At 69.1% G+C, this 26,253-nt stretch carries 18 protein-coding genes; 12 read left to right on the top strand and 6 right to left on the bottom strand.

Annotated elements, in window-relative coordinates:
• Positions 1-24: 24 nt before the first annotated feature.
• Positions 25-861, bottom strand: a complete 837-nt coding sequence (locus ACZ7LY_RS01285; RefSeq protein ID WP_471622389.1) for an RNA polymerase sigma factor SigF — start codon at positions 859-861, stop codon at positions 25-27.
• 284 nt (positions 862-1,145) lie between these two features.
• Positions 1,146-1,319, bottom strand: coding sequence for a CsbD family protein (locus tag ACZ7LY_RS01280; protein ID WP_471622388.1), 174 nt, complete (start codon positions 1,317-1,319; stop codon positions 1,146-1,148).
• A gap of 230 nt (positions 1,320-1,549) precedes the next feature.
• Between ACZ7LY_RS01280 and ACZ7LY_RS01275 the strand changes: the two genes are divergently transcribed.
• Positions 1,550-1,711, top strand: a complete 162-nt coding sequence (locus tag ACZ7LY_RS01275; protein ID WP_471622387.1) for a DUF5670 family protein — start codon at positions 1,550-1,552, stop codon at positions 1,709-1,711.
• A 107-nt stretch (positions 1,712-1,818) separates the two neighbouring features.
• Here ACZ7LY_RS01275 and ACZ7LY_RS01270 read toward each other — a convergent pair whose 3' ends face one another.
• Entirely contained in the window at positions 1,819-2,148 is a 330-nt protein-coding gene (locus ACZ7LY_RS01270) for a hypothetical protein (RefSeq protein WP_471622386.1), read from the bottom strand.
• A 768-nt stretch (positions 2,149-2,916) separates the two neighbouring features.
• Here ACZ7LY_RS01270 and ACZ7LY_RS01265 point away from each other — a divergent pair.
• Positions 2,917-3,744: an SCO6745 family protein gene (locus ACZ7LY_RS01265; RefSeq protein ID WP_471622385.1), complete on the top strand. Its 828-nt coding sequence runs from the start codon at positions 2,917-2,919 to the stop codon at positions 3,742-3,744.
• A gap of 69 nt (positions 3,745-3,813) precedes the next feature.
• On the opposite strand, the gene ACZ7LY_RS01260 is transcribed toward ACZ7LY_RS01265, so the two are convergent.
• A complete protein-coding gene (locus tag ACZ7LY_RS01260) occupies positions 3,814-4,566 on the bottom strand; it encodes a DUF4118 domain-containing protein (protein ID WP_471622618.1) in 753 nt (250 codons plus the stop codon).
• 682 nt (positions 4,567-5,248) lie between these two features.
• On the opposite strand from ACZ7LY_RS01260, the gene ACZ7LY_RS01255 reads away from it, so the two are divergent.
• The gene (locus ACZ7LY_RS01255) at positions 5,249-7,123 is read left to right on the top strand and encodes an APC family permease (RefSeq protein ID WP_471622617.1); all 1,875 of its coding nucleotides are present in this window, start codon (positions 5,249-5,251) and stop codon (positions 7,121-7,123) included.
• A gap of 189 nt (positions 7,124-7,312) precedes the next feature.
• Here ACZ7LY_RS01255 and ACZ7LY_RS01250 read toward each other — a convergent pair whose 3' ends face one another.
• Positions 7,313-8,842: a helix-turn-helix domain-containing protein gene (locus ACZ7LY_RS01250; protein ID WP_471622384.1), complete on the bottom strand. Its 1,530-nt coding sequence runs from the start codon at positions 8,840-8,842 to the stop codon at positions 7,313-7,315.
• Positions 8,843-9,350: 508 nt separating this feature from the next.
• On the opposite strand from ACZ7LY_RS01250, the gene acnA reads away from it, so the two are divergent.
• Both acnA and ACZ7LY_RS01240 read left to right on the top strand, forming a co-directional pair.
• Complete coding sequence (gene acnA, locus ACZ7LY_RS01245; protein WP_471622383.1) at positions 9,351-12,065, top strand: aconitate hydratase AcnA; 2,715 nt, start codon at positions 9,351-9,353, stop codon at positions 12,063-12,065.
• Positions 12,066-12,262: 197 nt separating this feature from the next.
• The gene (locus ACZ7LY_RS01240; protein WP_471622382.1) at positions 12,263-12,913 is read left to right on the top strand and encodes a dihydrofolate reductase family protein; all 651 of its coding nucleotides are present in this window, start codon (positions 12,263-12,265) and stop codon (positions 12,911-12,913) included.
• 70 nt (positions 12,914-12,983) lie between these two features.
• Here ACZ7LY_RS01240 and ACZ7LY_RS01235 read toward each other — a convergent pair whose 3' ends face one another.
• A complete protein-coding gene (locus ACZ7LY_RS01235; protein ID WP_471622381.1) occupies positions 12,984-16,865 on the bottom strand; it encodes a GH92 family glycosyl hydrolase in 3,882 nt (1,293 codons plus the stop codon).
• An 850-nt stretch (positions 16,866-17,715) separates the two neighbouring features.
• On the opposite strand from ACZ7LY_RS01235, the gene ngcE reads away from it, so the two are divergent.
• From ngcE to ACZ7LY_RS01200, 7 genes are all read left to right on the top strand, one after another.
• Positions 17,716-19,176, top strand: a complete 1,461-nt coding sequence (ngcE, locus tag ACZ7LY_RS01230; RefSeq protein WP_471622380.1) for an N-acetylglucosamine/diacetylchitobiose ABC transporter substrate-binding protein — start codon at positions 17,716-17,718, stop codon at positions 19,174-19,176.
• An 86-nt stretch (positions 19,177-19,262) separates the two neighbouring features.
• The gene (locus tag ACZ7LY_RS01225; protein ID WP_471622379.1) at positions 19,263-20,186 is read left to right on the top strand and encodes a carbohydrate ABC transporter permease; all 924 of its coding nucleotides are present in this window, start codon (positions 19,263-19,265) and stop codon (positions 20,184-20,186) included.
• On the top strand, positions 20,186-21,142 hold the full coding sequence (locus tag ACZ7LY_RS01220) for a carbohydrate ABC transporter permease (protein WP_471622378.1): 957 nt from the start codon (positions 20,186-20,188) through the stop codon (positions 21,140-21,142). Before ACZ7LY_RS01225 ends, ACZ7LY_RS01220 begins: the two co-directional genes overlap by 1 nt.
• A gap of 296 nt (positions 21,143-21,438) precedes the next feature.
• On the top strand, positions 21,439-22,638 hold the full coding sequence (locus ACZ7LY_RS01215) for an ROK family transcriptional regulator (protein WP_471622377.1): 1,200 nt from the start codon (positions 21,439-21,441) through the stop codon (positions 22,636-22,638).
• Positions 22,639-22,759: 121 nt separating this feature from the next.
• Complete coding sequence (locus ACZ7LY_RS01210) at positions 22,760-23,887, top strand: substrate-binding domain-containing protein (RefSeq protein WP_471622376.1); 1,128 nt, start codon at positions 22,760-22,762, stop codon at positions 23,885-23,887.
• A gap of 228 nt (positions 23,888-24,115) precedes the next feature.
• Entirely contained in the window at positions 24,116-24,907 is a 792-nt protein-coding gene (locus tag ACZ7LY_RS01205) for an ATP-binding cassette domain-containing protein (protein ID WP_471622375.1), read from the top strand.
• Positions 24,904-26,205, top strand: coding sequence for a sugar ABC transporter permease (locus ACZ7LY_RS01200; RefSeq protein ID WP_471622374.1), 1,302 nt, complete (start codon positions 24,904-24,906; stop codon positions 26,203-26,205). The genes ACZ7LY_RS01205 and ACZ7LY_RS01200 overlap by 4 nt, the downstream gene beginning before the upstream one ends.
• Positions 26,206-26,253: the final 48 nt, after the last annotated feature.

Here is a 26,253-nt window from a genome sequence, read left to right as displayed (position 1 = left end):
CTCAGTCATGTCCGGGGGAGAGTCTCAGGAAGTCGAGAGCATGCCCTCACGCAGCTTGGCGAGGCAGCGGGACAGCAGCCGGGAGACATGCATCTGGGACACGCCCAGGCGCTCACCGATCTGTGCCTGGGTCAGCTCGTCGACGAACCGCATGTGCAGGAGCTGCCGGTCGCGCTCGTCGAGTTCGGCGATCATCGGCGCGAGGGCGTGGAAGTCCTCCACCAGCTCCAGCGCCGCGTCCTCGCTGCCGATGAAGTCCTGGAGCGCGCTCTCGCCGTCCTCGCTGCTGTTGATCGCGGCGTCCAGGGAGGAGGAGTTGTAGCCGTTGGAGGCGAGCCGCGCCTCGACGACCTCTTCCTCCGACAGGCTCATCAGCTCCGACAGCTCCTTGACCGTCGGGTCGCGGTCGAGCCGGGTACGCAGCTCCTCCGTGGCCCGGGCGAGCTGGACACGGGCCTCCTGGAGCCGGCGCGGCACATGCACGGCCCAGGTCGTGTCACGGAAGAAACGCTTGATCTCGCCGACGATGTAAGGAATGGCGAAGGAGGTGAATTCCACCTCTCTCGTCAGCTCGAACCGGTCGATCGCCTTGATCAGACCGATCATGCCGACCTGGACGATGTCCTCCATCTCCTCCGGGCCGCGGCTGCGGAACCGGCCGGCCGCGTAACGGACGAGGGACATGTTCATTTCGATCAGCGTGTTACGCGCATAGCTGTACTGCGGCGTGCCCTCCTCAAGAACCGCCAATTCCTGGAAGAAGAGCTTCGACAGCTCGCGTGCGTCTTTGGGCGCCATCCGGGAAGGATCGGCGACCTCGGGCAACTCGGCCGTCTGCTGTGTCAGCACGCTGGGCGCCATGCTGGGTCCCCTCCCATATTCGGTCTCAACCTTCTGTGGCGGCCTGTGCGGCCGCCGTGGCTCCGTGTACCCCGCCTTCCGGCACCCATGCCTGCGCCTTCAGCGAAGTGTCCACCGCCTCACGGGCCGTCAGAATCCTACGCCCGGGCGGCTCCGCCCCCGCCCCTGGGTGGCCCCGCTCCCGCCCCCGGGCGGACATGCCAGTGGGGCCGTGACCGGACAGGTCACGGCCCCACTGCGGGGTCACTCAGACGCTCAGGCGCGCTCAGGCGCTCAGGCCCAGGTCAGTCGTCGAAAACGTCCTTGACCTTCTCCTTGGCGCCCCGGGCGTCGCCCTTGGCCTGCTCGGCGCGGCCCTCGGCCTCAAGGCGCTCGTTGCCGACCGTCCGGCCGGCGGCTTCCTTGATCTTGCCCTTGGCCTGCTCGGTCTTCGACTTCGCCTTCTCGTCACCAGCCACGGCGCTCAACTCCTCGTACGACACAAAGGGGATTACGGTCTTGCTGCCGGGACGGTTATCCCTCATGTGTCCCCGCAAACAACAAAGGCACCTTTTTTCCGAGCCGCGTTCGGGTCGCGGTACGGGGCGGGGCGCCACCGGATTCCCGCGTAAGTTTCTTATAAACAACCTTCTTCACAGGGTGTACACCTGTGGGGCCAGGGCATTCGATGGCTCGGAGGTTGATAACTATGGTTCCCCTGCTTCTCGTTCTTCTTCTGGCTCTGCTTCTCTTCGGTGCGGGCTTCGCCCTCAAGGCACTGTGGTGGATCGCCGTGATCGTGCTCGTCGTCTGGCTGGTCGGGTTCATCGCCCGTCCGAAGGGCGGAAGTGCCCGCTGGTATCGCTGGTAGGTACCGGGCGCAACGGGCGCACATATAAATAGACGTGTGGGGCGGCTTATCCTTCGGGACGGGCCGCCCCACACGTGTGCCCGGCGACCGCCGGGAGCGGGGCCCCGCTACTCGACGGTCCAGCCGATGTGACCGATCCCCGAGCTGTAGATGGCGCAGGTCCCGGAGGACTCGCCGACCTCGCCGGGTGCCACGGTCACCGAGTTCCCGGTGACGTCCGGGGCCCAGCCGCAGACGATGTCGGCGTGGAAGGTGATCGTCTGGCCGGTGTTGTTGGTGCAGTCGACGCCGCCGTGCAGCGGGTCGTTGTTGTGGATCCAGGTGGTGCAGTCGAGCCCGCCGAGGCGCGGGGCCGGGGCGGCGGCCGCCGCGGCGGGCAGGACGGGCAGGGCCGCGAGCGCGGCGGCGATGACCAGGGCGACGGAAGAACGCTTCAACGGATCTCCTTGAGGACGGTTGCCTGATACGCCCCCGACGATGGCGCCCGCCCGCCGCCCCCGCTCACCGGACACGCATGATCCACGCGCAAACCACCTCAACGGGGCGCCCCGCCCCCGCCCGGTGGACGTGTCACGGCCGTCGCGCGGCCCGGGCGTGGCTGCGGTTGCGGTTGTGGTTGTTGTCGCGGCTGCGGTAGCGGGCGGGGAGGTGCTTGCGGGCCTGGTGGCCGCCGGCGATGTCCCGTCCCGTAAGAGGTCAGTGAACGCCCTGACCTGCCGTGATGAGCGGTATGTAGTCGCTGAGCTGCGCGAATGGTCTTTCGGCTGCTGGGTAAAATGATCCATGTCGTCGCAGGGCTCGGCGCCTCACTCAGACATCAGTCAGCTCGCGCGATGCAGGCTCCTCTCGGCGGCGAGCCTGCGCAGCTCTGTACGGGGCCCGGCGCGGGCACCGGCCCTCCCAGTACGGGTGCGCCATCAGTCCCACCCATCCGACGCGCGTCAGTTGTCACCAGCGGGTGCGGCTGAGCTCGTGAAGGGGGACGACCGAGGGAGCTCCGTCGTCACACGTGAGGCATCCGCCCTCACAGGCGCTCGATCGGCAGTCATTCCGTCACCGGGCCGGTCTCGCATACACAGCCGCGCAGATGCCAACCCATCCGTACTGCTTCCCTCCGGTCGCCGATGAGTTCTGGTGCGCTGGACGGTCCAAGTCGGCATACCTGACAAAGGGAGAATCCGATGGGCAAGACACGCTTGCATCCGATGACTCACATCGCCCGTCGCATGTTCGAGCTCCTGGAGCCGATCTGCCTGGTCACGTTCCTGGCGGACGAGTGCAACGAGGAACTGGCCGCCCTCGGCCACCGCACCTACTGGGACGGCTACTTCGCCAGCCGCGCCGCACCACTGGGACGGGTGCCGGCCCAAGTCGTGCACGCGGCCTTCTACAACTTCGCCGACGGGGAAGCCGCACGGCACATCCCCAGCGCTTGGGAGACGATCCCGCCCGAGGACTCCGTCGCCGCGCGGGAGCGGGGCAGCGCGGCCTCTCTAAGGCGCATCCTCGGCGACGAACTGGCCGAGTCCCCGGGCCTGGTGCGCGCCGCGGACCTGACCACCAAGGCCGCGACGGGCGCCCCTACCGAAGGCCGGGTGATGTACGCAGGCATGCGCACCCTTGAGGTGCCCGGCGACCCCGTCGCCCGGCTGTGGCATTCCGCGACCATGCTGCGCGAGCACCGCGGCGACGGGCACATCGCCGCTCTCGTCAGCGCGCGCATCGGCGGCACGGAGGCCCACGTGCTCTCCGCTCTGGAGCAGGGCATCCACCCCCCGGAGTCGTTCGGACGCATCCATCACCTGCCGAAAGAGCGCTTGGCCGCGGTCATGGGCGGCATGCGCGAACGCGGACTCGTCGACAGCGACGGCCACTTCACCGACGCAGGCCGTGCGACCAAACAGCGCATCGAAACCCTCACTGACGAACTCGCCATCCCGCCCTACGACGTCCTGTCCCCAGCCGAACTCGACGAACTGATCACCAACCTAGAACCCCTCACCGCGACCCTGGTGGCCGCAGGTTCGCAGTGACTCGCAGTGACTCGCGGAAACCGCTACAGATCTGCGTGATCAGACGTGGGTGACACGAAGGCGCGTCCGTCAAGGTTCTTGCGGGCCTGGGCCTGCTGTGTCCAGGGCGGCGCCGGCTTGGTCGGCGAGTGTCGTGGCGACGAGGCGGGCTTGGACGCTGGGGCGGGCTCCGGGGGTGGGGGAGAGCATGAAGCGGCCCTGGAAGCGGCCGCCGCCGTTGGCACGCACTTCGATCTCTTCCGTCGGCCAGCCTTGCCGGTCGACGTCCCAGTGCTTGCGTCCGATCATGAGCCTGCCGTCCTGCTCCAGGCGGGCGGGATGGCCGAGCAGGTGGCCGTACTCGAAGCGGCAGTCACGTAGCTCCAGCAGTTCGGTGAGCTGCTCTTTGACATGGTCCACGACGGTGTCGGCGGAGGTGGCGGTCTGCGCGAGCCGAGCTGTGTCGTGAATGCGGCTGAGGTGGTCGGCATCGGCGACGACGATCACCTGAAGCTTCCGTGCGTGGGCGGCGAGGAGCGAGACGACGATCCCGACGGCCAGCAGGGTGACGGCCGTGGTGACGTCGTCGCTGCGGATGATGTCGAAGCTCTGGTAGGGCCGGGTGAGGAAGAAGGAGTACCAGGCGGCGGCGGACAGCGCGGCCAGAACGCCGGCCACGCGATTGCCGAGGGCGGCGACCCCGACGACGACCACCACCAGGATCAGCGCCAGATTCGTGCTCGACACGTCGCCACGGAAAGGCACCATCACCAGTGACACCACCAGCGGGCCGAGGACAGCCGCCGCGACCGCGACGGAATCACGAAGCGTATACCTGGTCATCTGGCGCCCTTCCGTGCCGGCCGTGCCGCGCGGGTCCCGGTCACTACGACCCGCCTGCTCCCACGCCTTGACGCCCTGCCACTCGTCACCGGCGGCTGACGTGCCGCGGCAGTCCCTCAGTGCTGTCGTCCACGGGCACAGCCGTGACCGACCGGCCCAGAGTGACGCCACCGGATGGAACAGCCCGCCCATTGAGCCGACGGCGGCGTGCCGCACACCGTCATACAAGAACGTCGCCACGCTCGTACACGCGCGACTCAGGTCACCGTGATCGGCCCCGCTGCTGTCCACACTGAGCGATGTGAACAAGGGCCATGAAGAGGATGAGCGGGATTCCGGAGTGCCTGCTCCATCCGATGCGCTGCCGCGTCTCGATCACGATCAACTCCGGGCACTGCGCGAGGCCGGCCGCCAATGGCGTCGTGCGGCCCCGGGGTTCACGGGGGAACACCGGGAGCTTCCTGTCGACCCCGACGCGGGGACGTTCCCCCGGGCGGCGGACATCGGCCCGACCCGGTTCGGCCGGCTGGTGCACATCACTTCCCTGGGGCAACACGCGCCGGAACGGAAGACCGACGACGCGGACGCGACCGCCCGCTCCCGCACGGGCCGCCTCGCGCATCGCTCCCGCCGGATGCTGCTGGGAGCACCGCTGAAGAGCACAGCCGTCGTACGCGAGAGCATGAGCAAACTGGTGGCGCTGCCGGTCCTCTCGGCCGACGCCCTGTCCTCGGTGGCCTACGGCCCCGAGGCGATGCTGGCCGTACTCGTGCTGGCAGGCACAGCCGGACTCGCGTACTCCCTGCCGATCGCCGCCACGGTCGCGTTCCTGATGCTGGTGGTAGGCGTGTCCTACCGGCAGACGATCCGCGCCTATCCGCACGGAGGCGGCTCCTACATCGTCGCCAGTGACAACCTGGGCCTCCTGCCGGGACTGCTGGCTGCGGGGGGCCTGCTGATCGACTACGTCCTCACGGTCGCGGTCTCGATCGCCTCCGGAATCGCCGCGGTCACCTCCGCGATCCCCTCGCTCACGCCGGCCACGCTCCCGCTGGGCCTGATCATGATCGCTCTCCTGCTGATCGGGAACCTGCGCGGAATCCGGCAGGCAGGCGTGCTGTTCGCCGCACCGACGTACGCCTTCATCATCGCGATGTCCGCCCTGATCATCAGCAATCTGACGGACTCGGCCGGGAACGGGTTCGAGGCGGCCCCCGCCCCCCATCTGAACGCGACCGAAGGCGTCGGAGTGCTGCTGGTCATGCGCGCCTTCGCCTCCGGCTCCACGGCGATGACCGGCATCGAGGCCATCTCCAACGCTGTGCCGGCCTTCCGGCCTGTCCGCTGGCGCAACGCACGCGCCACACTCACGTGGATGACCGGCCTGCTCGTCGCCATGTTCGGAGGCATCATCGCCATCGTCCATCTGCGCGGCATCATCCCCCGGAGCGACGAGACGGTCCTGTCGCAGCTCGCCCACCTGACATTCCATTCCGGCCCGATGTACGTCTTCGTCCAGGCCGCCACCGCGGCGGTGCTCCTCCTCGCTGCGAACACCGCCTACAACGACTTCCCCCGCGTGCTGTTCCTCCTGGCCCGCGACGGCCACGCCCCCCACATCTTCCTCAGGCAGGGCGACCGACTGGCCTTCAGCAACGGCATCGCCCTGCTGTCGGTCGCTTCCGCCCTCGTCTTCGTCGTCTTCGCGGGCGACACGAACGCGCTGATCCCGCTGTACGCCGTGGGTGTATTCCTCGCCTTCAGCCTGTCGCAGACGGGCATGGTGGTCCACTGGCGCCGCGTCCGCACCCGGCACTGGCGCAAGAGCCTCACCTTCAACGCCGTCGGAGCAGTGCTCTCCACACTCGTCCTGATCACCGCCGCCCTCACCAAGTTCACCTCCGGAGCCTGGGTCGCTCTCCTCGCCATCGGCCTGTTCTTCCTGCTGGCCACACGCATCCGGCACCACTACCGGACGGCGGGCGCGGCGCTGCGACTGAGGCCCGAGACCACGGAAGCCCCCGGCCCTCCCGGCTCGCCCGCCCGTGCCCCCGCACCCGTACCGCCGGCGCACCACCCCGCGAAGCCCGGAGGGGGACAGCCGGACCACGAAAAGGGAGACGGAGAAGAAGAAAGGGAGGAAACACCCCAGGCCGTACATCACCTGACAGTCGTCGCCCTTGCCTCCCTCGATCTCGCCGGCCTGCGGGCCCTCGCCTACGCGGACTCACTCCAGCAACCCACGCTCGCCCTGCACATCAGTCCCAGCGAGGAGGAAGCACAGCGGTTCCGTGAGTACTGGACCGTCTGGGGCGATCACGTGCCCCTCCACGTCGTCCTCTCCCCGTACCGGGCGATCGTCGCACCGCTGATCCACTACATCGAGGCACTCCACCACCAGCGCCCCGACCTGACCATCACCGTGATCCTCCCCGAGATCGTCACCCGGCACCTGCGCCACCGGCTCCTGCACAGCAAGGACGCCGCCCGCCTCCGCCGCGCCCTGCGCCCCCTCCCGAAGATCGTCATCACGAGCGTTCCCTTCCACATCCCTTGAGGAAGAGCGTGGACAGGGCGTCGAAGGGCGCGTCCCGCACGCCAAGGTCAATGGGGCCGGGGCCGTTGGGCGTTTGCGGGTGGGACGCCGACCAGGCGTCCATGGCTCTGGATGCCGCCGCACCCCTACCTGACTCGCTCCGTAGCAGGTCAGACGGGGTGCGGCGGCATTCACGTATCAGATGTCCCGTCAGATGTCCCGAAACGTCTCGATCTGGGCGCCCACCGAGTTCAGGCGCTCCGCCAGGTCCTCGTAACCGCGGTTGATGACGTAGACGTTGCGCAGGACGGAGGTGCCCTCCGCCGCCATCATCGCCAGCAGCACGACGACCGCGGGGCGCAGCGCCGGCGGGCACATCATCTCGGCGGCGCGCCAGCGCGTGGGGCCCTCCACGAGCACCCGGTGCGGGTCGAGGAGCTGGAGGCGGCCGCCGAGGCGGTTGAGGTCGGTGAGGTAGATGGCGCGGTTGTCGTAGACCCAGTCGTGGATGAGGGTCTTGCCCTGCGCCGACGCCGCGATGGCCGCGAAGAACGGCACGTTGTCGATGTTCAGGCCGGGGAACGGCATCGGGTGGATCTTGTCGATCGGCGCCTCCAGTTTGGAGGGGCGCACGGTCAGGTCCACCAGGCGGGTGCGGCCGTTGTCCGCGACGTACTCGGCGGAGCGGTCGTGGTCGAGGCCCATCTCCTCCAGGACCGCCAGCTCGATCTCCAGGAACTCGATCGGCACGCGGCGCACGGTGAGTTCGGACTCGGTGACGACGGCGGCGGCCAGCAGGCTCATCGCCTCGACCGGGTCCTCGGAGGGGGAGTAGTCGACGTCGACGTCGATGTGCGGGACGCCGTGGACGGTGAGGGTGGTCGTGCCGATGCCGTCGACGCGCACGCCGAGGGCCTCCAGGAAGAAGCAGAGGTCCTGGACCATGTAGTTGGACGACGCGTTACGGATGACGGTGGTGCCCTCGGCGCGGGCGGCGGCCAGCAGCGCGTTCTCCGTGACGGTGTCGCCGCGCTCGGTCAGCACGATGGGCCGGTCCGGGGTGACGCCCGCCTGGACCTCCGCGTGGTAGAGCCCCTCGGTCGCCGTGATGTCCAGGCCGAACCGGCGCAGCGCGATCATGTGCGGCTCGATCGTGCGGGTGCCGAGGTCGCAGCCGCCCGCGTACGGCAGCTTGAAGTGGTCCACGCGGTGCAGCAGCGGGCCGAGGAACATGATGATGGAGCGCGTGCGGCGGGCCGCGTCCGCGTCGATCGCGCCCATGTCCAGCTGCGCGGGCGGCACGATCTCCAGGTCCACGCCGTCATTGATCCAGCGGGTGCGCACCCCGATGGAGCCCAGCACCTCCAGGAGCCGGTAGACCTCCTCGATGCGCGCGACGCGGCGCAGCACCGTACGCCCCTTGTTGAGCAGCGACGCGCACAGCAGCGCCACGCACGCGTTCTTGCTCGTCTTGACGTCGATGGAGCCGGAAAGCCGACGCCCGCCGACCACCCGCAGATGCATCGGCCCGGAGTAGCCGAGGGACACGATCTCGCTGTCGAGGGCCTCGCCGATACGGGCGATCATCTCAAGGCTGATGTTCTGGTTGCCGCGCTCGATGCGGTTCACGGCGCTCTGACTGGTGCCGAGCGCCTCGGCGAGATGCGTCTGCGTCCAGCCCCGGTGCTGACGCGCGTCACGGATGAGCTTGCCGATGCGTACGAGGTAGTCGTCTTCCATGGCGTCAGGTTATCTCAGATATGAGATGACGCATTCCGAGGGGGTCCGTACGGGTGACGAGCCGTCAGTGCCCCGCGAACAACCGGTACCCCGCCTTCCGCCTCTCGAACACCCCCGCCCGAGGGGCGTGGTGGGGAGATGGCCGGCTCTTGCCCCGCTCTTGACGATCGCGGCGGCCGGGCGGGGGGCCTGTGCGGTGGCTCGGCGGTGTCGAGGGAGGGCGCGAAGGCCCTGAAGGGGACCGTGTAGCGCTGGTGGGGGCGTGAGGGGCGTATCAGGATGGAGGGGCGTGACGTAGGACATGACTGGGGGACGCGCTTGGTCGCGCGCAGGGGTCATGTACTAGAGTTATCTCGACATCGAGATATCTGCCGAGGCGCCCCGCGGCCGGGCGCCGGCTCCGAGCCGGCGGTAAGGGTTACCTAACTAAGCCTTACCTTAGCGGATCGACGGGCCGGCGTGGCGGCAGGATCGTGGTGGAACGCGCACATAAATGAAGGAGACTGTCGTGTCGGCGAACAGCTTCGACGCCCGCAGCACGCTGCGCGTGGGCGACGAGTCGTACGAGATCTTCAGGCTGGACAAGGTCGAGGGCTCCGCTCGCCTTCCCTACAGCCTCAAGGTTCTCCTGGAGAACCTGCTCCGCACCGAGGACGGCGCGAACATCACCGCCGACCACATCCGTGCCCTCGGCGACTGGGACTCGCAGGCCCAGCCCTCCCAGGAGATCCAGTTCACGCCGGCCCGCGTGATCATGCAGGACTTCACCGGCGTGCCCTGCGTCGTGGACCTCGCCACCATGCGCGAGGCCGTCAAGGAGCTGGGCGGCGACCCGGCGAAGATCAACCCGCTGGCCCCGGCCGAGCTGGTCATCGACCACTCCGTCATCGCCGACAAGTTCGGCACCGACGACGCGTTCAAGCAGAACGTCGAGCTGGAGTACGGCCGCAACAAGGAGCGCTACCAGTTCCTGCGCTGGGGCCAGACCGCGTTCGACGAGTTCAAGGTCGTCCCGCCGGGCACCGGCATCGTGCACCAGGTCAACATCGAGAAGCTGGCCCGCACGGTCATGGTCCGCGGCGGCCAGGCCTACCCCGACACCCTGGTCGGCACCGACTCGCACACCACGATGGTCAACGGCCTGGGCGTCCTCGGCTGGGGCGTCGGCGGCATCGAGGCCGAGGCCGCCATGCTCGGCCAGCCGGTCTCCATGCTGATCCCGCGCGTCGTCGGCTTCAAGCTGACCGGCGAGCTGCCCGCCGGCACCACCGCCACGGACCTCGTCCTCACGATCACCGAGATGCTGCGCAAGCACGGCGTCGTCGGCAAGTTCGTCGAGTTCTACGGCGAGGGCGTCGCCGCCACGAGCCTCGCCAACCGCGCCACCATCGGCAACATGTCGCCGGAGTTCGGCTCCACCGCCGCGATCTTCCCGATCGACGACGAGACGCTGAACTACCTGCGTCTGACCGGCCGCGACGCCCAGCAGGTCGCGCTCGTCGAGGCGTACGCCAAGGAGCAGGGCCTGTGGCTGGACCCGGCCGCCGAGCCCGACTTCTCCGAGAAGCTGGAGCTGGACCTCTCCACGGTCGTCCCCTCCATCGCCGGCCCGAAGCGCCCGCAGGACCGCATCGTCCTGGCGAACGCCGCCGAGCAGTTCAAGATCGACGTGCGTAACTACGTCGACAGCGTGGACGAGGCCGGCAAGGAGTCCTTCCCGGCCTCCGACGCCCCCGCCGCCACCAACGGCACCCCGTCCAACCCGGTCACCGTGACCGCCCCCGACGGCTCGACGTACGAGATCGACCACGGCGCCGTCACCGTCGCCGCGATCACCTCCTGCACCAACACGTCGAACCCGTACGTGATGGTCGCCGCCGCCCTCGTCGCGAAGAAGGCCGTCGAGAAGGGCCTGACCCGCAAGCCGTGGGTCAAGACCACCCTCGCCCCGGGCTCGAAGGTCGTCACCGACTACTTCGACAAGGCGGGCCTGACGCCCTACCTCGACAAGGTCGGCTTCAACCTCGTCGGCTACGGCTGCACCACCTGCATCGGCAACTCCGGCCCGCTGCCGGAGGAGGTCTCCAAGGCCGTCAACGACCACGACCTCGCCGTCACCTCGGTCCTCTCCGGCAACCGGAACTTCGAGGGCCGTATCAACCCCGACGTCAAGATGAACTACCTGGCGTCCCCGCCGCTGGTCGTCGCGTACGCCATCGCCGGTTCGATGAAGGTCGACATCACCAAGGACGCCCTCGGCACGGACCAGGACGGCAAGCCCGTCTACCTGTCCGACCTGTGGCCGAGCGAGGCCGAGGTCAACGACGTCGTCGCCAACGCCATCGGCGAGGACATGTTCGACAAGTCCTACGAGGACGTCTTCGCCGGTGACGCCCAGTGGCAGGCGCTGCCCATCCCGACGGGCAACACCTTCGAGTGGGACGCCGAGTCGACCTACGTCCGCAAGCCCCCGTACTTCGAGGGCATGCAGATGGAGCCGGCCCCGGTCACCGACATCTCCGGCGCCCGCGTCCTCGCCAAGCTCGGCGACTCGGTCACCACCGACCACATCTCGCCCGCCGGCGCCATCAAGGCCGACACCCCGGCCGGCAAGTACCTCACCGAGCACGGTGTGCAGCGTCGTGACTTCAACTCCTACGGCTCGCGCCGGGGCAACCACGAGGTCATGATCCGCGGCACGTTCGCCAACATCCGCCTGCGCAACCAGATCGCGCCGGGCACCGAGGGCGGCTACACCCGCGACTTCACGAAGGACGACGCCCCGGTGTCGTTCATCTACGACGCCTCGCGCAACTACATCGAGCAGGGCATCCCGCTGGTCGTCCTCGCGGGCAAGGAGTACGGTTCCGGCTCCTCGCGCGACTGGGCCGCCAAGGGCACCGCGCTGCTCGGCGTCAAGGCCGTCATCGCCGAGTCCTACGAGCGCATCCACCGCTCGAACCTCATCGGCATGGGCGTCCTGCCGCTCCAGTTCCCCGAGGGCCAGACCGCCCAGACGCTCGGCCTGACCGGCGAGGAGACCTTCTCCTTCACCGGCGTCGAGGAGCTGAACAACGGCACCACCCCGAGCACGGTCAAGGTCACCACCGACACCGGCGTCGAGTTCGACGCGGTCGTGCGCATCGACACCCCCGGCGAGGCGGACTACTACCGCAACGGCGGCATCATGCAGTACGTGCTGCGCAGCCTGATCCGCAAGTAAGCGGTACGGCGCGCCGTACGGCACGCGCGGCGAGGGCCGCATCCCCGGCGACGGGGGTGCGGCCCTCCGCCGTACCGGGGGCCGCCCGGCGCGCGCGTGGCGGCGAGCGATGAGTTCCGCGAGGCGCGAGAGTCTTCCCTGACGTCACCCATGACCCGGCGGGCCGGCGCGCCCGCGACCCAGGAGGCCCCACCGCCATGGCACAGCAACTGCTCAAGGTGCAGAACTTCAACGTCTCCAGCGACGGCTTCGGCGCCGGCGAGAACCCCACCTTCGAGCGCCCCTTCGGCCACGCCGACCCCGCCGAGATGTTCGCCTGGTGCGGAGCCACCGCGAGCTGGCCCATGCGCGGCGAACCCGGCGGCACCCGGGGCCTCGACGACCACCTCGTACGCGACTACAGCCGCAACATCGGCGCCGAGATCATGGGCCGCGGCAAGTTCGGCCCGCAGACCGGCCCCTGGGAGAACCTCGACTGGCAGGGCTGGTGGGGCGACGAGCCGCCCTTCCGTACGCCCGTCTTCGTCATGACGCACCACCCGCGGCCCTCGATCACGCTCGGCGACACCACGTTCCACTTCGTGGACGACGAGCCTGCGGCCGTGCTCGCCCGCGCCAAGGAAGCGGCCGGCGGCAAGGACGTACGGCTCGGCGGCGGAGCCACCGTGATCCGCGCGTTCCTCGACGCCGGCCTCGTCGACACCCTGCACGTCGCCGTGTCACCGATGAAGCTCGGCTCCGGCTCCCGCCTGTGGCAGTCGCCGGACGAGCTGCGCGACCGCTACCACGTCGACATCGTGCCGAGCCCGACCGGGAACGTCACCCACCACCTGTTCTGGCGCAAGTGACGCCAGTGACACCCGTGACGTGAGTGGCTCAGGTGGCGCGGGGGACGCGCCCCGGCCGGGCCCGCCCGCCTCACCCGAGCAACTGCACCTCCGCCAGCGTCGCCGCCCCGCCCGGGAACACAAGCCGGTAGTGCCGGTGCGCGGCGGGGGAGCGGACCGAGAAGACCCGGGTCTGGCGGTCCCAGGCGAAGGACTCGCCGGAGCGCTCGTCGACCGTCGTCCACGTCGAGCCGTCCTCGGACGCCTCAAGGCGCCAGCCGTCCGGCGCCGCCGCCCGGTCCGCCGAGGTCAGCGTGTACTGGACGGCCTTCGCCCCGTCCGCGCCGACCGGCAGTTCCACCGAGGCCATGCTCGCGCTCGTCGCCGAGGTGTCGTCGAACAGCGGCCCCTCACCGGTGACCTGGTCGGTGCGCGGGGCGGGCATCTCGTCGCCCCGCGTCAGCGAGGCGGGCCCGGCGTCCGCGCCCGTGCCCCACCGCGAGGGCTTCGGCCCCATCGCGAACTCGACGACCCCGCCCTTCGCCACGACCGCGTGCGGGAGGGACGTCTTCGACCACGTCCGCCCGTTCACCTTCACGCCCTGCACGTACACGTTCGTCGCGCTGTTGCGGGGCGCCTTCACGACGAGGTCCTTGCCACTCTCCAGGTGCAGCGTCATCTTCGTGAACTGCGGCGAGCCGATCGCGTACTCCCCACTGCCCATGACCAGCGGATAGAAGCCCAGCGATGAGAACAGGTACCAGGCCGACTGCTCGCCGTTGTCCTCGTCGCCGTGGTAGCCCTGCCCGATCTCGCTGCCCGTGTACAGCCGCGACAGCACCTCCCGCACCTTCTCCTGCGTCTTCCAGGGCTGCCCGGCCGCGTCGTACATGTACGTGATGTGGTGCGCGACCTGGTTGGAGTGCCCGTACATGCCCATCCGCACGTCACGCGCCTCCGTCATCTCGTGGATGACACCGCCGTACGAGCCCGCCACGTCGCTCGTGCCCGTCTCCGGCGTCGAGAAGAACGTGTCGAGCTTCTTGGCGAGCCCGGACCGGCCGCCGTACAGGTTGGCGAGGCCCCGCGTGTCCTGCGGGGCGGTGAAGGCGTAGCCCCACGCGTTGGTCTCCGTGTAGTCGTGGCCCCAGATCCGCGGGTCGAAGTCCTCGGACTTCACGCGCCACGCGCCCTTCGCGTCCCGGCCCTGGAAGAAGCCCGTGCCGGCCGCCTTCTTGTCGAACATGCGGACGTAGTCGCGGGCCCGGTCGAGGAAGTACGCCGACTCCTCCCGGTAGTGCTCCTCGCCGGTCTTCTCGTACAGCGCCTGACCCATCCGCGCGATGCCGTAGTCGTTGAGGTAGCCCTCCAGCGCCCACGACAGGCCCTCGTGCGTGTCCGTCGAGGTGTACCCGAGGAACGGCGAGGTCGTCATGCCCTTGCGGCCCACCCCGGACGAGGGCGGCACCACCGTCGCGTTCTTCAGCGCCGCCCGGTACGCGCCCTCCGCGTCGAAGCCGCGCACCCCCTTGACGTACGCGTCGGCGAACGCCACGTCCGACGACGTGCCCGTCATCAGGTCCGCGTACCCCGGCGAGGACCAGCGCGAGATCCAGCCGCCGTCCCGGTACTGCTGCACGAACCCGTCGACCAGCTCGCCCGCCTTCCCCGGCGTCAGCAGCGAGTACGCCGGCCAGGTCGTGCGATAGGTGTCCCAGAAGCCGTTGTTGACGTACGGCTTGCCCTCCACGATCTTCGCGCCGGTGTGCGTCGGCGTGTCGGGGCCGGGCATCGGGGAGAACGGCGACGCGTATCGGAAGACCGGCTTCCCGCCCGAACGGACCTTCTCGAAGCCCGAGTTGGGGTAGAGGTACAGCCGGTACAGCGATGAGTACAGCGTCGTGCGCTGGTCCTCGGTCGCGCCCTCGACCTCCACCTTCCCCATCAGCGCGTCCCACTGCGCCCGCGCCGCGTCCCGTACGGCCGTGAAGGACCGCCCGCTCGGCAGCTCCTGCGCCAGATTGTCGGCGGCCTGGTCGATGCTGATCAGCGAGGTCGCCAGGCGCAGCGTCACCGTGCGGTCCTTGCCCGCGTCGAACGTGAAGCGCCCCTTCGCGCCCGACGCCGACGCGTCCGTGACCGGCTTGTCGAAGACGCCGTACACGAACAGCCGCGTCGCGCCCGTCGACAGACCGGACTTCACGTCCGAGTAGCCCGTCACGATCCCGCGCTCCCGGTCGAGGGTGAGGCCCGCCTGCTCCGAGACGTTGTCGAAGACCACGCTGGCGTCCGCGCCCGGGTAGCGGAAGCGCAGCGCCGCCGCGTGGTCGGTAGGCGCCATCTCCGCCCGCAGCCCGTTCTCGAACGTCACGCCGTAGTAGTACGGCCGGGCCGTCTCCGACTCGTGCCGGAAGGCGAGCGCGCGGCCCGAGCGCGACGTGTCCACCGCGTCGCCGGCCGCCGCCGAGGGCATCACCTGAAACGTCTGCCGGTCGCCCATCCACGGGCTCGGCTCATGGCTCGCGGCCAGCGCCTCCATCGTGGGCAGATTGTCCTTGTCGTTGTCGCGCGCGTAGTCGTACAGCCAGCTCAGCGAGCCCGCGTTGGTCACCGGCGTCCAGAAGTTGAAGCCGTGCGGGACGGCCGTCGCCGGGAACGTGTTGCCGCGGGAGAAGCCGCCGCTGGAGTTCGTGCCGCGCGTCGTGACCGCGTAGTCGCTCAGATGCGCCTTCGGCGGGGCCGGCTTCGCGCGCCGGATGCCGATGTCGTCCACCCAGCCGCGGAACTTCGCCGGGCCCTTCGGCGAGTCGTACGCCACGAGCACCCGGTCGACCGTCTTGCCTGCGGCGACCGAGCCGATGGAGGCGCGCACCGCGTTCCACTGGTTCACGTACAGCCGCTTCGCCGCGCCCTGCCCGCGCGGGGTGAGCAGCCCGCCGTTCGAGTCGAGCGCCTTGAGGTCGCTCAGATACGTACCGTCCGTGAAGGCGAGGTCCACGGCCACGTTCGTCGCGTCGTAGTCGAGGTCCCCGTCCGCCATCTGCGGGAACACCTTGTACGACAGCTCGGTGTCCCGGGAGACGGCCACGTCCACGTCGAAGACCTTGTTGTACGAGAACGCCCGGCCGTCCGCCTTGTGCGTCCCCGCGTAGCGCAGCGCCCGCTTCCCGGTGAAGCCCGCGCCCGCCTTCGCCGTCGGGGAGCCGCTCGGGCCCCGGTCCACGAGCGACAGCATGTCCTCGGGCGCGGGGGCCTGGTCGTCACCGGTCGACAACTGCAGGTCGGCGAGCTGGATGATGCCGCTCGCGCCGTTGTTCCGGGTGAACTCCACGCGGAAGTGGGCGTAGGCGGCCGGTTTGTCGATCGTGTACGTCTTCGTGCGGAAGCGCCCGTCGAAGGTCTCGTCGGAGCGGGTGTCGAGGGTCGTCCACTCCTTGCCGTCCGCGGAGCCCTTGAGGACCCAGTCGCGGGGGTCGCGCTCGGCGGAGTCGTTCGCGGAGGTCAGCGCGTAGCGGGAGACCTCCACCGGCTGGTCCAGGTCGTACTCGACCCAGGCCGTCGGCGTGAACGCCAGCCACTTCGTGCTCGCCTCGCCGTCGACGAGATTCTCCTTGGTCTCGCCCGAGCCCGCGTTCTCACCGCTCGCGCGGACGTCGGTGACATGCCCGTTGACGTTGCCGGGGATGCCCGCCGCGTAGCCGCCGTCGACGCCGGAGGCACGCTTGGCGCCGTCCGGGCCGCTCTCCACGGTGTTCAGCCAGTCGGGCACCGGATCGCCCGTCTCGAACGAGGAGCTGAACTCCCGCTGCGCGCCCGGGTGTTGCTCCGGACGCGCGAAGGCGGGCCCCTGGCCCGCGACGGTGAGCACCAGCGCGGCGGCGCCCAGCGCCGCCGTCGTGTGAAGCGCGGTCCGGCGTCTGCGACGGCCTGCCCCGCCGCGCCCGGATCTGCCCTGACCGGATCTGCCCTGCATGAGCGTGCACCCTCCCGGCGACCTTGGACAACGTTGTCAGTTCGCTGCGCAAGGTCCAGTAGGGCGGCAAGTGCCCGGTGGTGTCAAGGGTGTTGGAGCGGTGTGCGGAGGCGCGCGGGAGTGTGGCCGGATCGCGCCCTCGTGTGCTGGCCCCGGCCGGTGTCCGGCAGGTCGCGTGCGGGTGGCGGCGCGGGCCGGCGGTGGCGGGTCGGTGCGGAGTTCGCCGGGGGAGTGGGGGCGGGCGGTGCGGGCCTCGGCGTACGAGGGCCGAGGGGCGGGCGGCGGAAGTCCTCGCGTACGGGGTCCGAGGGGCGGGGACGTCGTTCGGGAGCCGCGGGATCGTCGTTCGCGTACTGCGGGACCGTCGTTCAAGAACTGAACGGTGTGTCCCGGGTATCGCCCGTTCTGTCTCTCCATCCTTTGTAGGCAGTCGAGTTGGGAAGATCAACATCTCCCGTGGTGCGGCTTATTTCCGGGAGGTCTCAACTCGGAAAAGACCGGCGGCCAAACCTGCATTCGATCTTGCCCAGTTCACAGTGAGTGGACTATACCTGTCGGCGTCCGCCCCGGCCGGGAACACAGGCCGCGGTCGGGCCCGGGGGGCGGGGGGACGACGGCAGGGGTGCGCGGCGCGCGCTCACGGCCGTCCGGTTCGCCTCTCCCGGTACTTCCACTGCACCACCCAGCTCCACTGCGTTCCCCCGGGACGGCGCATTTTCGGACACCGTCCGAGGGTGACGATCCGGCCAGGGGCCCGGGACCCGTTCCCGGCACAACACAGCACATCACCGCGGTGCCGGGAGGAGATCCGGTTCACCGCCTGAGTCCTGGAGAAGGCGAGGACTTGAGCATGGGATCCACTTCCGACCTGAACGGCGCCAAGGGTGCGGGTCAGGGCACCAACCGTCGTGACCTGATCAAGCGTTCCGCGGCGCTCGGCCTGATCGCCGTGCCCTCGATGGGCTTCCTGTCGGCCTGTGCGAGCGGCGACAGCGGCTCCGACAACAAGGTCGCCAAGGGCAAGAAGTCCAAGAAGAACCCGCTGGCGGTCAACGAGAGCGCCGCCCTGTCCGTCGTCATCTTCGACGGCGGCTTCGGCACCAAGTACGCCACCGACGCCAACGCCGCGTACAAGAAGGCGTACCCGAAGGCGAAGGTCAACTTCCACTCGACGCAGAAGATCCAGTCGGAGCTGCAGCCGAAGTTCAACGGCGGCACCCCGCCGGACCTCATCGACAACTCGGGCGCCGAGCAGATGGACATGGGCGTCCTCGTCGGCAAGAAGCAGCTCGCGGACCTGACCCCGCTGCTCGACGCCCCCTCCATCGACGACCCGAGCAAGAAGGTCCGCGACACGCTGCGGCCCGGCATCGTCGAGATGGGCCAGTTCGACGGCACCCCCGTCTGGATCATGTACTACGCGTACACGGTCTACGGCGTCTGGTACTCGCAGACCGCCCTGGAGAAGCTGGACTCGGAGTACCCCGAGGACTGGGACGCGATGCTCGCCCTGTGCGCCAAGGCGAAGAAGAAGGGCATCGCCGGCTGGACGTACGCGGGCAAGTACCCGTACTACCTGCCGTTCTCGCTCTACCCGTTCATCGCGAAGATCGGCGGCCGCGAGGTCCTCGACGCGATCGACAACCTGGAGCCGAACGCCTGGAAGCACCCGGCCGTCAAGGCCGCGTTCGACGCCTACTACGAGCTGTACGCCAAGGGCTACATCCTCAAGGGCACGCCCGGTATCGACCACATCCAGTCGCAGACCGAGTGGGCCAAGGGCAAGGCGCTGTTCATCCCGAACGGCTCCTGGGTCGAGAACGAGTCGGCGAAGGTCATCCCGAGCGACTTCAAGCTCTCCGTCGGCGCTCCCTCCAGCCTCGACAAGAGCGACAAGATGCCGTTCGGCACCATCTGGGCCTCCGGCGGCGAGCCCTTCATCGTCCCGGCCAAGGCGAAGAACGTCGAGGGCGGCATGGAGCAGCTCCGCATCATGCTCAGCGAGGAGTCCTCGAAGAACTTCACCACGCAGGTCAAGTCGCTGTCCGCGTTCAACGGCGGCACCGACGGCATCGACCTGACCCCGGGCCTCAAGTCCGGTGTCGACGCGCTGAAGAAGGCCGGCGACAACGTGGTCAACCCGCGCCTGCAGGACTGGTACGTGAAGCTCCAGAAGGAGCAGATCGGCGTCGCCGGCCTCGGCGAGATGATGGCGGGCCGCCTCACCCCGGCCGAGGCCATCAAGAAGATCCAGGGCTTCGCGGACGCGGCGGCCAAGGACCAGTCGATCAAGCACTACAAGCACCAGTAAGCCCACAGTCAGCGACGGGCGAGGGAACAGCACGTGCACACGCGTCACCAGCGGCGGCACCCGCACAGCGATCGGGGTCGGTAACCATGCAACACGGCAAGTACCGCTTCATAGTGGGGTTCTTGGCGGCCCCCCTGGCGTTGTACGCCATCTTCGTCATCTGGCCGTTCATCCAGTCGATCTACTACTCGTTCACCGACTGGACCGGCCTGAGTCCCGACTTCAAGATGGTCGGATTCGCCAACTACAAGCGGATGTTGCAGGACGACATCTTCTGGAAGTCGCTCCAGCACAGCGTGTTGTTCGTCGTGCTGCTGCCGCTGGTGACGCTGGGTCTCGCGCTGTTCTTCGCCTTCATGCTGAACGTCGGCGGGCGGCACCGTAAGGGTGCCGCCGTCGCCGGCGTCCGCGGCTCCGGGTTCTACAAGATCGCGTACTTCTTCCCGCAGGTGCTCTCGATCGCCATCGTGGCCCTGCTGTTCCGCTTCATCTACAACCCCAACGGCGGCGCGCTGAACTCCATGCTCGACGCCGTCGGGCTCGGCAGCTTCCAGCCGCAGTGGCTGGGCGACCCCAAGTGGGCGCTGTGGGCGGTCATGGGCGTCCTCGTGTGGAGCACCGTCGGCTTCTTCGTCGTGATGTTCTCCGCGGGCATGGCCTCGATCCCCAAGGACTTCTACGAGGCGGCGCTGCTCGACGGCGCCGGCCGCTTCACCACGTTCTTCCGCATCACGCTGCCGCTGCTGTGGGACACGATCCAGTCCGGCTGGGTCTACATGGGCATCCTCGCGCTCGGCGCGGAGGCGTTCGCCTCGGTCCAGATCATGACGGTGGGCCCGGGCGGCCCCGACTACTCGACGACCGTCCTTCCGCTGTACGTCTGGCAGTCGGCGTTCCGTGACGCGAACGCCGCGTACGCGACGACCATCGGCGTCGCGCTCCTCATCGTCACGCTGCTGTTCGCGGCGATCGTCATGCGTCTTGGCCGACGCGAGCGGCTGGAGTTCTGATGAATACCACCGACACCCCGCCCCCCGCAGGACCGGTGGGCAAGGACCCGAACGACCCGGCCGGCGCGGGCGCGCGCGTGCCCGGCCAGCGCGTCGCCAAGCACGACACGGCGGCCTCCTCCGGCGGCGCCGGCGGCAAGACCCTCAACGTGTTCTCGCACGGCGTGCTGATCATCTGGGCGATCATGGTGGTCATGCCGCTGCTGTGGGCGGTCATGTCCTCCTTCAAGGACGACAACTCGATCCTCAGCTCGCCCTGGTCCCTCCCGGACAAGCTGCACTTCGACAACTGGTCCCGGGCCTGGAGCGGGGCCCACATGAGCGAGTACTTCCTGAACACGATCATCGTGGTGGGCTGCTCGCTCGTGGGCACGCTGGTGCTCGGCTCCATGACGGCCTACGTCCTCGCGCGCTTCGACTTCCCGGGCAACAGGTTCCTGTACTTCCTGTTCGTCGGCGGCATGAGCTTCCCGATCATCCTGGCGCTCGTCCCGCTGTTCTACGTGATGAACAACTTGCAGCTGTTGAACACGCTGCCCGGTCTGATCCTGGCCTACATCGCGTACTCGCTGCCGTTCACGGTCTTCTTCCTGACCTCGTTCTTCCGGACGCTGCCGAGCTCCATCGCGGAGGCCGCCTTCGTCGACGGCGCCTCCCACACCCGTACGTTCTTCCAGATCATGCTGCCGATGGCCAAGCCGGGCCTGGTCAGCGTCGGGATCTTCAACTTCCTCGGGCAGTGGAACCAGTACATGCTGCCGACGGTCCTGAACACCGACGCCGACAAGCGCGTCCTGTCGCAGGGCCTCGTGGAGCTGGCCACCAGCCAGGGGTACAAGGGCGACTGGTCCGGCCTGTTCGCGGGCCTGGTCATGGCGATGCTGCCGGTGCTCGCCGCGTACATCATCTTCCAGCGCCAGGTCGTCCAGGGGCTGACCGCGGGGGCGCTCAAGTAACCCCGCTGGTCACGGCCTGATCCGCAGGCGGGCCCGAGCCCGCGCGGGGCCCGCCCACAGCGCCCGAGCGGCCCTGTGGCGCCCGCGCACGGCGTCCGCGTCACCTTCCCGCACCACCAGGGGTCCGGCCCCGGAGACGGCGATCTCCGGGGCCGGACCCTTGCGCGCGCCCGCTGGAACCGATTTCTGTCAAGGGCTTGACGGCACAGGCCCCTTCAGCGGAGCTTGGAGTTCATAACTTGTACAAGGCCCGGTCACTCACGGTGACGCGGGCCAGGGCTAAGGGTGGAGAGTCAATGGAGACTCCGGGGTCGCAGTCGTCGCTGCACCGGGCCAATCTGGAGCGGGTCGTACGCGCCGTACGCCTCGCCGGTTCGCTCACGCAGGCGGAGATCGCGAGGACGACGGGCCTGTCCGCCGCGACGGTCTCCAATATCGTCCGGGAGCTCAAGGACGCGGGGACCGTGGAGGTCACGCCCACCTCCGCCGGGGGGCGCAGGGCCCGCAGCGTGTCGCTCAGCGGTGACGCGGGCATCGTGATCGGCGTCGACTTCGGCCACACGCACCTGCGGGTCGCCGTCGGCAACCTCGCGCACCAGGTGCTCGCCGAGGAGGCCGAGCCGCTGGACGTGGACGCGAGCGCCGCGCAGGGCTTCGACCGGGCCGAGCAGCTGGTCGAGCGGCTGATCGCGGCGACCGGCGTGGACCGTACGAAGGTGGCCGGCGTCGGGCTCGGCGTGCCGGGCCCCATCGACGTGGAGAGCGGCACGCTCGGCTCCACGTCGATCCTGCCGGGCTGGACCGGCGCCAAGCCCGCCGAGGAGCTGGGCCGGCGGCTCGGCGTGCCGGTGCACGTCGACAACGACGCGAACCTCGGCGCGCTCGGCGAGCTGGTCTGGGGCAGCGGCCGGGGCGTGAAGGACCTCGCGTACATCAAGGTCGCCAGCGGGGTCGGGGCCGGGCTCGTGATCTCCGGGCAGATCTACCGGGGCCCGGGCGGCACCGCGGGCGAGATCGGGCACATCACGCTGGACGAGTCGGGCCCGGTCTGCCGCTGCGGCAACCGAGGCTGCCTGGAGACCTTCGCCGCCGCCCGGTACGTGCTGCCGCTGCTCCAGTCCAGCCACGGCACCGATCTGACCATGGAGGGCGTCGTCGGCCTCGCCCGCGACGGCGACCCGGGCTGCCGGCGCGTGATCGCGGACGTGGGCCGCCACATCGGCTCCGGGGTGGCGAACCTGTGCAACCTGCTCAACCCGAGCCGGGTCGTCCTCGGCGGCGATCTCGCGGAGGCCGGTGAGCTGGTCCTCGGGCCCATAAGGGAGTCCGTCGGCCGGTACGCGATCCCGAGCGCCGCACGTCAACTCTCGGTGCTGCCGGGGGCGTTGGGGGGCCGCGCGGAGGTGCTCGGGGCGCTCGCCCTGGCCCTCAGCGAGATGGGTGATTCGACCCTTTTGGACGGGCCCGCGCCGAGCCTCGCGCCCGCCTTCACTTAGAGAACGCATGACACCGTTGCCATCTCGTTAAGGATTTACTCCTTGACGCTGGGGTTGCGGCCGAGTTGACTTCCAGCCACCTCGGCCGCAACGTCGCGGCCTCGTCAGGGAGGTTTCTGAAGTGAACACGCGTACGCGTCGTGCCGCCGTTGCCGTCTGTGCCACCGCGATGGCCGTCTCGCTCGCCGCCTGCGGCTCCGCCAAGGAGTCCGGCGACAAGAGCGGCGACAAGGCGAGCGGCGGTGCCAAGAAGGGCGACAACATCACTGTCGGCCTGCTGCTGCCGGAGAACCAGACCGCTCGTTACGAGAAGTTCGACAAGCCGATCATCGAGAAGCAGATATCGGAGCTGACGAACGGCAAGGGCAAGGTCGCGTACCTCAACGCGAAGCAGGACCCCTCGCTCCAGTCGCAGCAGATCGACACGATGATCACCAAGAAGGTCGACGTCCTGATCCTGGACGCCGTCGACTTCAAGGCCGTCGCCTCCGGCGTCAAGAAGGCCAAGGACGCGGGCATCCCCGTCGTCGCGTACGACCGTCTCGCGCAGGGCCCGATCGCCGCGTACACCTCCTTCGACAACCAGGAGGTCGGCAAGACGCAGGGCGAGGCGCTGCTGAAGGCCATGGGCGGCGACGCCAAGCCCAGCAGCAAGATCGTCATGATGAACGGCGCGATCACCGACCCGAACGCGGCCGACTTCAAGAAGGGCGCCCTCTCCGTCCTCAAGGGCAAGGTGGACATCGCCAAGTCCTACGACACCAAGGAGTGGAAGCCGGAGAACGCCAACTCCAACATGGAGGGCGCGATCTCCGCACTCGGCAAGGACAAGATCAAGGGCGTCTACTCCGCCAACGACGGCATGGCGGGCGGCATCATCACCGCGCTCAAGGGCGCGGGCGTCAGCAAGCTTCCCCCGGTCACCGGCCAGGACGCGGAGCTCGCCGGTGTGCAGCGCATCGTCACCGGCGACCAGTACATGAGCGTCTTCAAGTCGTACCCGCAGGAGGCCGAGACGGTCGCCAAGATGGCGGTCTCGATCGTCAAGACCGGCAAGGTCGACCCCTCGCTGAAGACCAGCACCGTCGACAGCGACACCGACAAGGGCATCCCGTCGGTCATCGTCCCGGTCATCTCGCTGACCAAGGACAACATCAAGGACACGGTCATCAAGCAGGGCTACTACAGCCTCGACGAGATCTGCACGCCGAAGTACAAGGCCGCGTGCGACAAGGCCGGCCTGAAGTAACCCCGCCGGGGAGCCCCGCAGGCTCCCCCTCACGCCACGGGCGGCGCGCCCCGGGGCCGGTCCTTCGGATCGGGCCCCGGTGAGCCCGCGCCCCTCGTGCGGCACGTCCGGCGCCCTGCCGCCGACAGCCCCGCAGCTCAACGGCGGGGCGCCGGACAAGCTCCCCCCTTCCTGAGTATTCGCTGAGTACAAACCTCCCGCCGGGTCAGGCCTTTGGCGGCGAAGGAGATGGTTCACGTGTCCGCTACGCCTGTGCTGGCGTTGCGCGGGGTCTCGAAGCGGTTCGGTGCCGTCCAGGCGCTCACCGACGTCGAACTCGAGGTCCACGCCGGTGAGGTGGTCGCCCTCGTCGGCGACAACGGCGCCGGCAAGTCCACCCTGGTCAAGACGATCGCCGGCGTGCACCCCATCGATGACGGTGTCATCGAGTGGGAGGGCCGCGCGGTCACGGTCAACAAGCCCCACGACGCCCAGAGCCTCGGCATCGCCACGGTCTACCAGGACCTCGCGCTGTGCGACAACATCGACGTCGTCGGCAACCTGTTCCTCGGCCGCGAGATCAAGAAGCGCGGCATCCTCGACGAGGTCGAGATGGAGCGCCGCTCCCGCGAACTGCTGGAGACGCTGTCCATCCGCATCCCGAGCGTGCGCATCCCCATCGCCTCGCTCTCCGGCGGTCAGCGCCAGGTCGTCGCCATCGCCCGCTCGATGCTCGGCGAGCCGAAGCTCGTCATCCTCGACGAGCCGACCGCGGCCCTCGGCGTCGAGCAGACCGCGCAGGTCCTCGACCTCGTCGAGCGGCTGCGCGAGCGCGGTCACGCGGTCATCCTCATCAGCCACAACATGGCCGATGTGAAGGCCGTCGCCGACAAGGTCGCCGTGCTGCGCCTCGGGCGCAACAACGGCGTGTTCGAGGTCGCCACGACCTCGCAGGAAGAGATCATCTCCGCCATCACCGGTGCCACGGACAACGCCGTGACCCGTCGTGCGGCGCGCACCACCGCGGAGGCTCAGAAGTGAGCGGCACCGACAAGACCACCGCAGGCACCGTGGACGACGCCGCCGTCGAGGCGCCCGCCGCCGCGGCCGGCGCGGCCGTCCCCACCGTCGACCCCCGCCTGCTCGTGCGCGAGCAGGGCTTCGCCGGCTACGTCGGCGAGTTCAAGCGGAAGATCAAGGGCGGTGACCTCGGCGCGATACCCGTCGTCGTCGGCCTCATCGTCATCTGCGTGATCTTCCAGAGCGTCAACTCGGCGTTCCTCGGCGCGGAGAACCTGAGCAACCTCGCCGTCCAGATGGTCGCCACCGGCATGATGTCGATCGGCATCATCTTCGTGCTGCTGCTCGGCGAGATCGACCTGTCCGTCGGCTCGATCTCCGGCGTCTCCTCGGCCGTACTCGCCGTCCTGAGCATCACCCACGGCGTCAACGAGTGGCTCGCCATCCTCGTCTCCCTCGCGGGCGGCGCGCTGATCGGCGCCCTGCACGGCTTCTTCTTCGCCCGCCTCGGCGCGCCCGCGTTCGCCGTCACCCTCGCCGGTCTGCTGTTCTGGAACGGCTTCATGCTCCAGGTCCTCGGCGACAACGGCACGATCAACCTCGACAGCGAGGGCGTCGTCGGGCACCTCACCCAGTACTACTTCTCCGACGTCGCCGCCGCCTACGGGCTCGCCGTCGTCGTGGTCGGCGGGTACTTCGTCTCCGCGTTCCTCGGCGCCCGGCGCCGGGAGGCCGCGGGCATCCCCTCCCGGCCGCTGAGCGACATCCTCGTGCGTACGGGACTGCTGGCCGTCGGCATGTTCGCCGCGGCGGTCCTCTTCAACCAGTACAAGGGGCTGCCGCTCGCGGTGCTGCTGTTCGCCGTCGCGCTGTTCGCCACGGACTTCGTGCTGCGGCGCACCGCGTACGGGCGCAAGGTGTTCGCCCTCGGCGGCGGCGTCGAGGCGTCCCGCCGGGCCGGCATCAACGTCACCGCGGTCCGCGTCTCCGTCTTCGCCATCTCCGGGTTCTTCGCGTCGGTCGGCGGTCTGTTCTGGGCCTCCAAGATCGCGGCGGCGAACCAGGGGGCCGGTGCGGGTGATCTTCTGATGAACGTCATCGCGGCGGCCGTCATCGGCGGTACGAGTCTCTTCGGTGGGCGGGGTCGTACGTGGAACGCGCTGCTCGGTGTGCTCGTCATCACGTCGATCCAGTCGGGGCTGTCCCTGCAGGGGATCGCCACGCCGATCCAGAACATGATCACCGGTGCGGTGCTGCTGGCGACCGTCGTCATCGACTCCGTCACGCGTAAGACGCAGAAGTCGGCCGGCCGGGCGTGATCGCTGCGCTGAGCTGAGCGGGGGGGGGCTCCCAGCTGATGGGGCCCG

The organism is Streptomyces sp. NPDC107550, from assembly GCF_055639095.1.
This window is presented reverse-complemented; position numbering and strand designations above follow the sequence as displayed.

Bases quoted from the DNA above. Each gene is read 5' to 3' on its own strand.
- ACZ7LY_RS01285 (WP_471622389.1), bottom strand. From the start codon at position 861: ATGGCGCCCAGCGTGCTGACACAGCAGACGGCCGAGTTGCCCGAGGTC.
- ACZ7LY_RS01275 (WP_471622387.1), top strand. From the start codon at position 1,550: ATGGTTCCCCTGCTTCTCGTTCTTCTTCTGGCTCTGCTTCTCTTCGGT.
- ACZ7LY_RS01265 (WP_471622385.1), top strand. From the start codon at position 2,917: ATGACTCACATCGCCCGTCGCATGTTCGAGCTCCTGGAGCCGATCTGC.
- ACZ7LY_RS01260 (WP_471622618.1), bottom strand. From the start codon at position 4,566: ATGACCAGGTATACGCTTCGTGATTCCGTCGCGGTCGCGGCGGCTGTC.
- ACZ7LY_RS01255 (WP_471622617.1), top strand. From the start codon at position 5,249: ATGAGCAAACTGGTGGCGCTGCCGGTCCTCTCGGCCGACGCCCTGTCC.
- ACZ7LY_RS01250 (WP_471622384.1), bottom strand. From the start codon at position 8,842: ATGGAAGACGACTACCTCGTACGCATCGGCAAGCTCATCCGTGACGCG.
- ACZ7LY_RS01240 (WP_471622382.1), top strand. From the start codon at position 12,263: ATGGCACAGCAACTGCTCAAGGTGCAGAACTTCAACGTCTCCAGCGAC.
- ACZ7LY_RS01235 (WP_471622381.1), bottom strand. From the start codon at position 16,865: ATGCAGGGCAGATCCGGTCAGGGCAGATCCGGGCGCGGCGGGGCAGGC.
- ngcE (WP_471622380.1), top strand. From the start codon at position 17,716: ATGGGATCCACTTCCGACCTGAACGGCGCCAAGGGTGCGGGTCAGGGC.
- ACZ7LY_RS01225 (WP_471622379.1), top strand. From the start codon at position 19,263: ATGCAACACGGCAAGTACCGCTTCATAGTGGGGTTCTTGGCGGCCCCC.
- ACZ7LY_RS01220 (WP_471622378.1), top strand. From the start codon at position 20,186: ATGAATACCACCGACACCCCGCCCCCCGCAGGACCGGTGGGCAAGGAC.
- ACZ7LY_RS01215 (WP_471622377.1), top strand. From the start codon at position 21,439: ATGGAGACTCCGGGGTCGCAGTCGTCGCTGCACCGGGCCAATCTGGAG.
- ACZ7LY_RS01205 (WP_471622375.1), top strand. From the start codon at position 24,116: ATGGTTCACGTGTCCGCTACGCCTGTGCTGGCGTTGCGCGGGGTCTCG.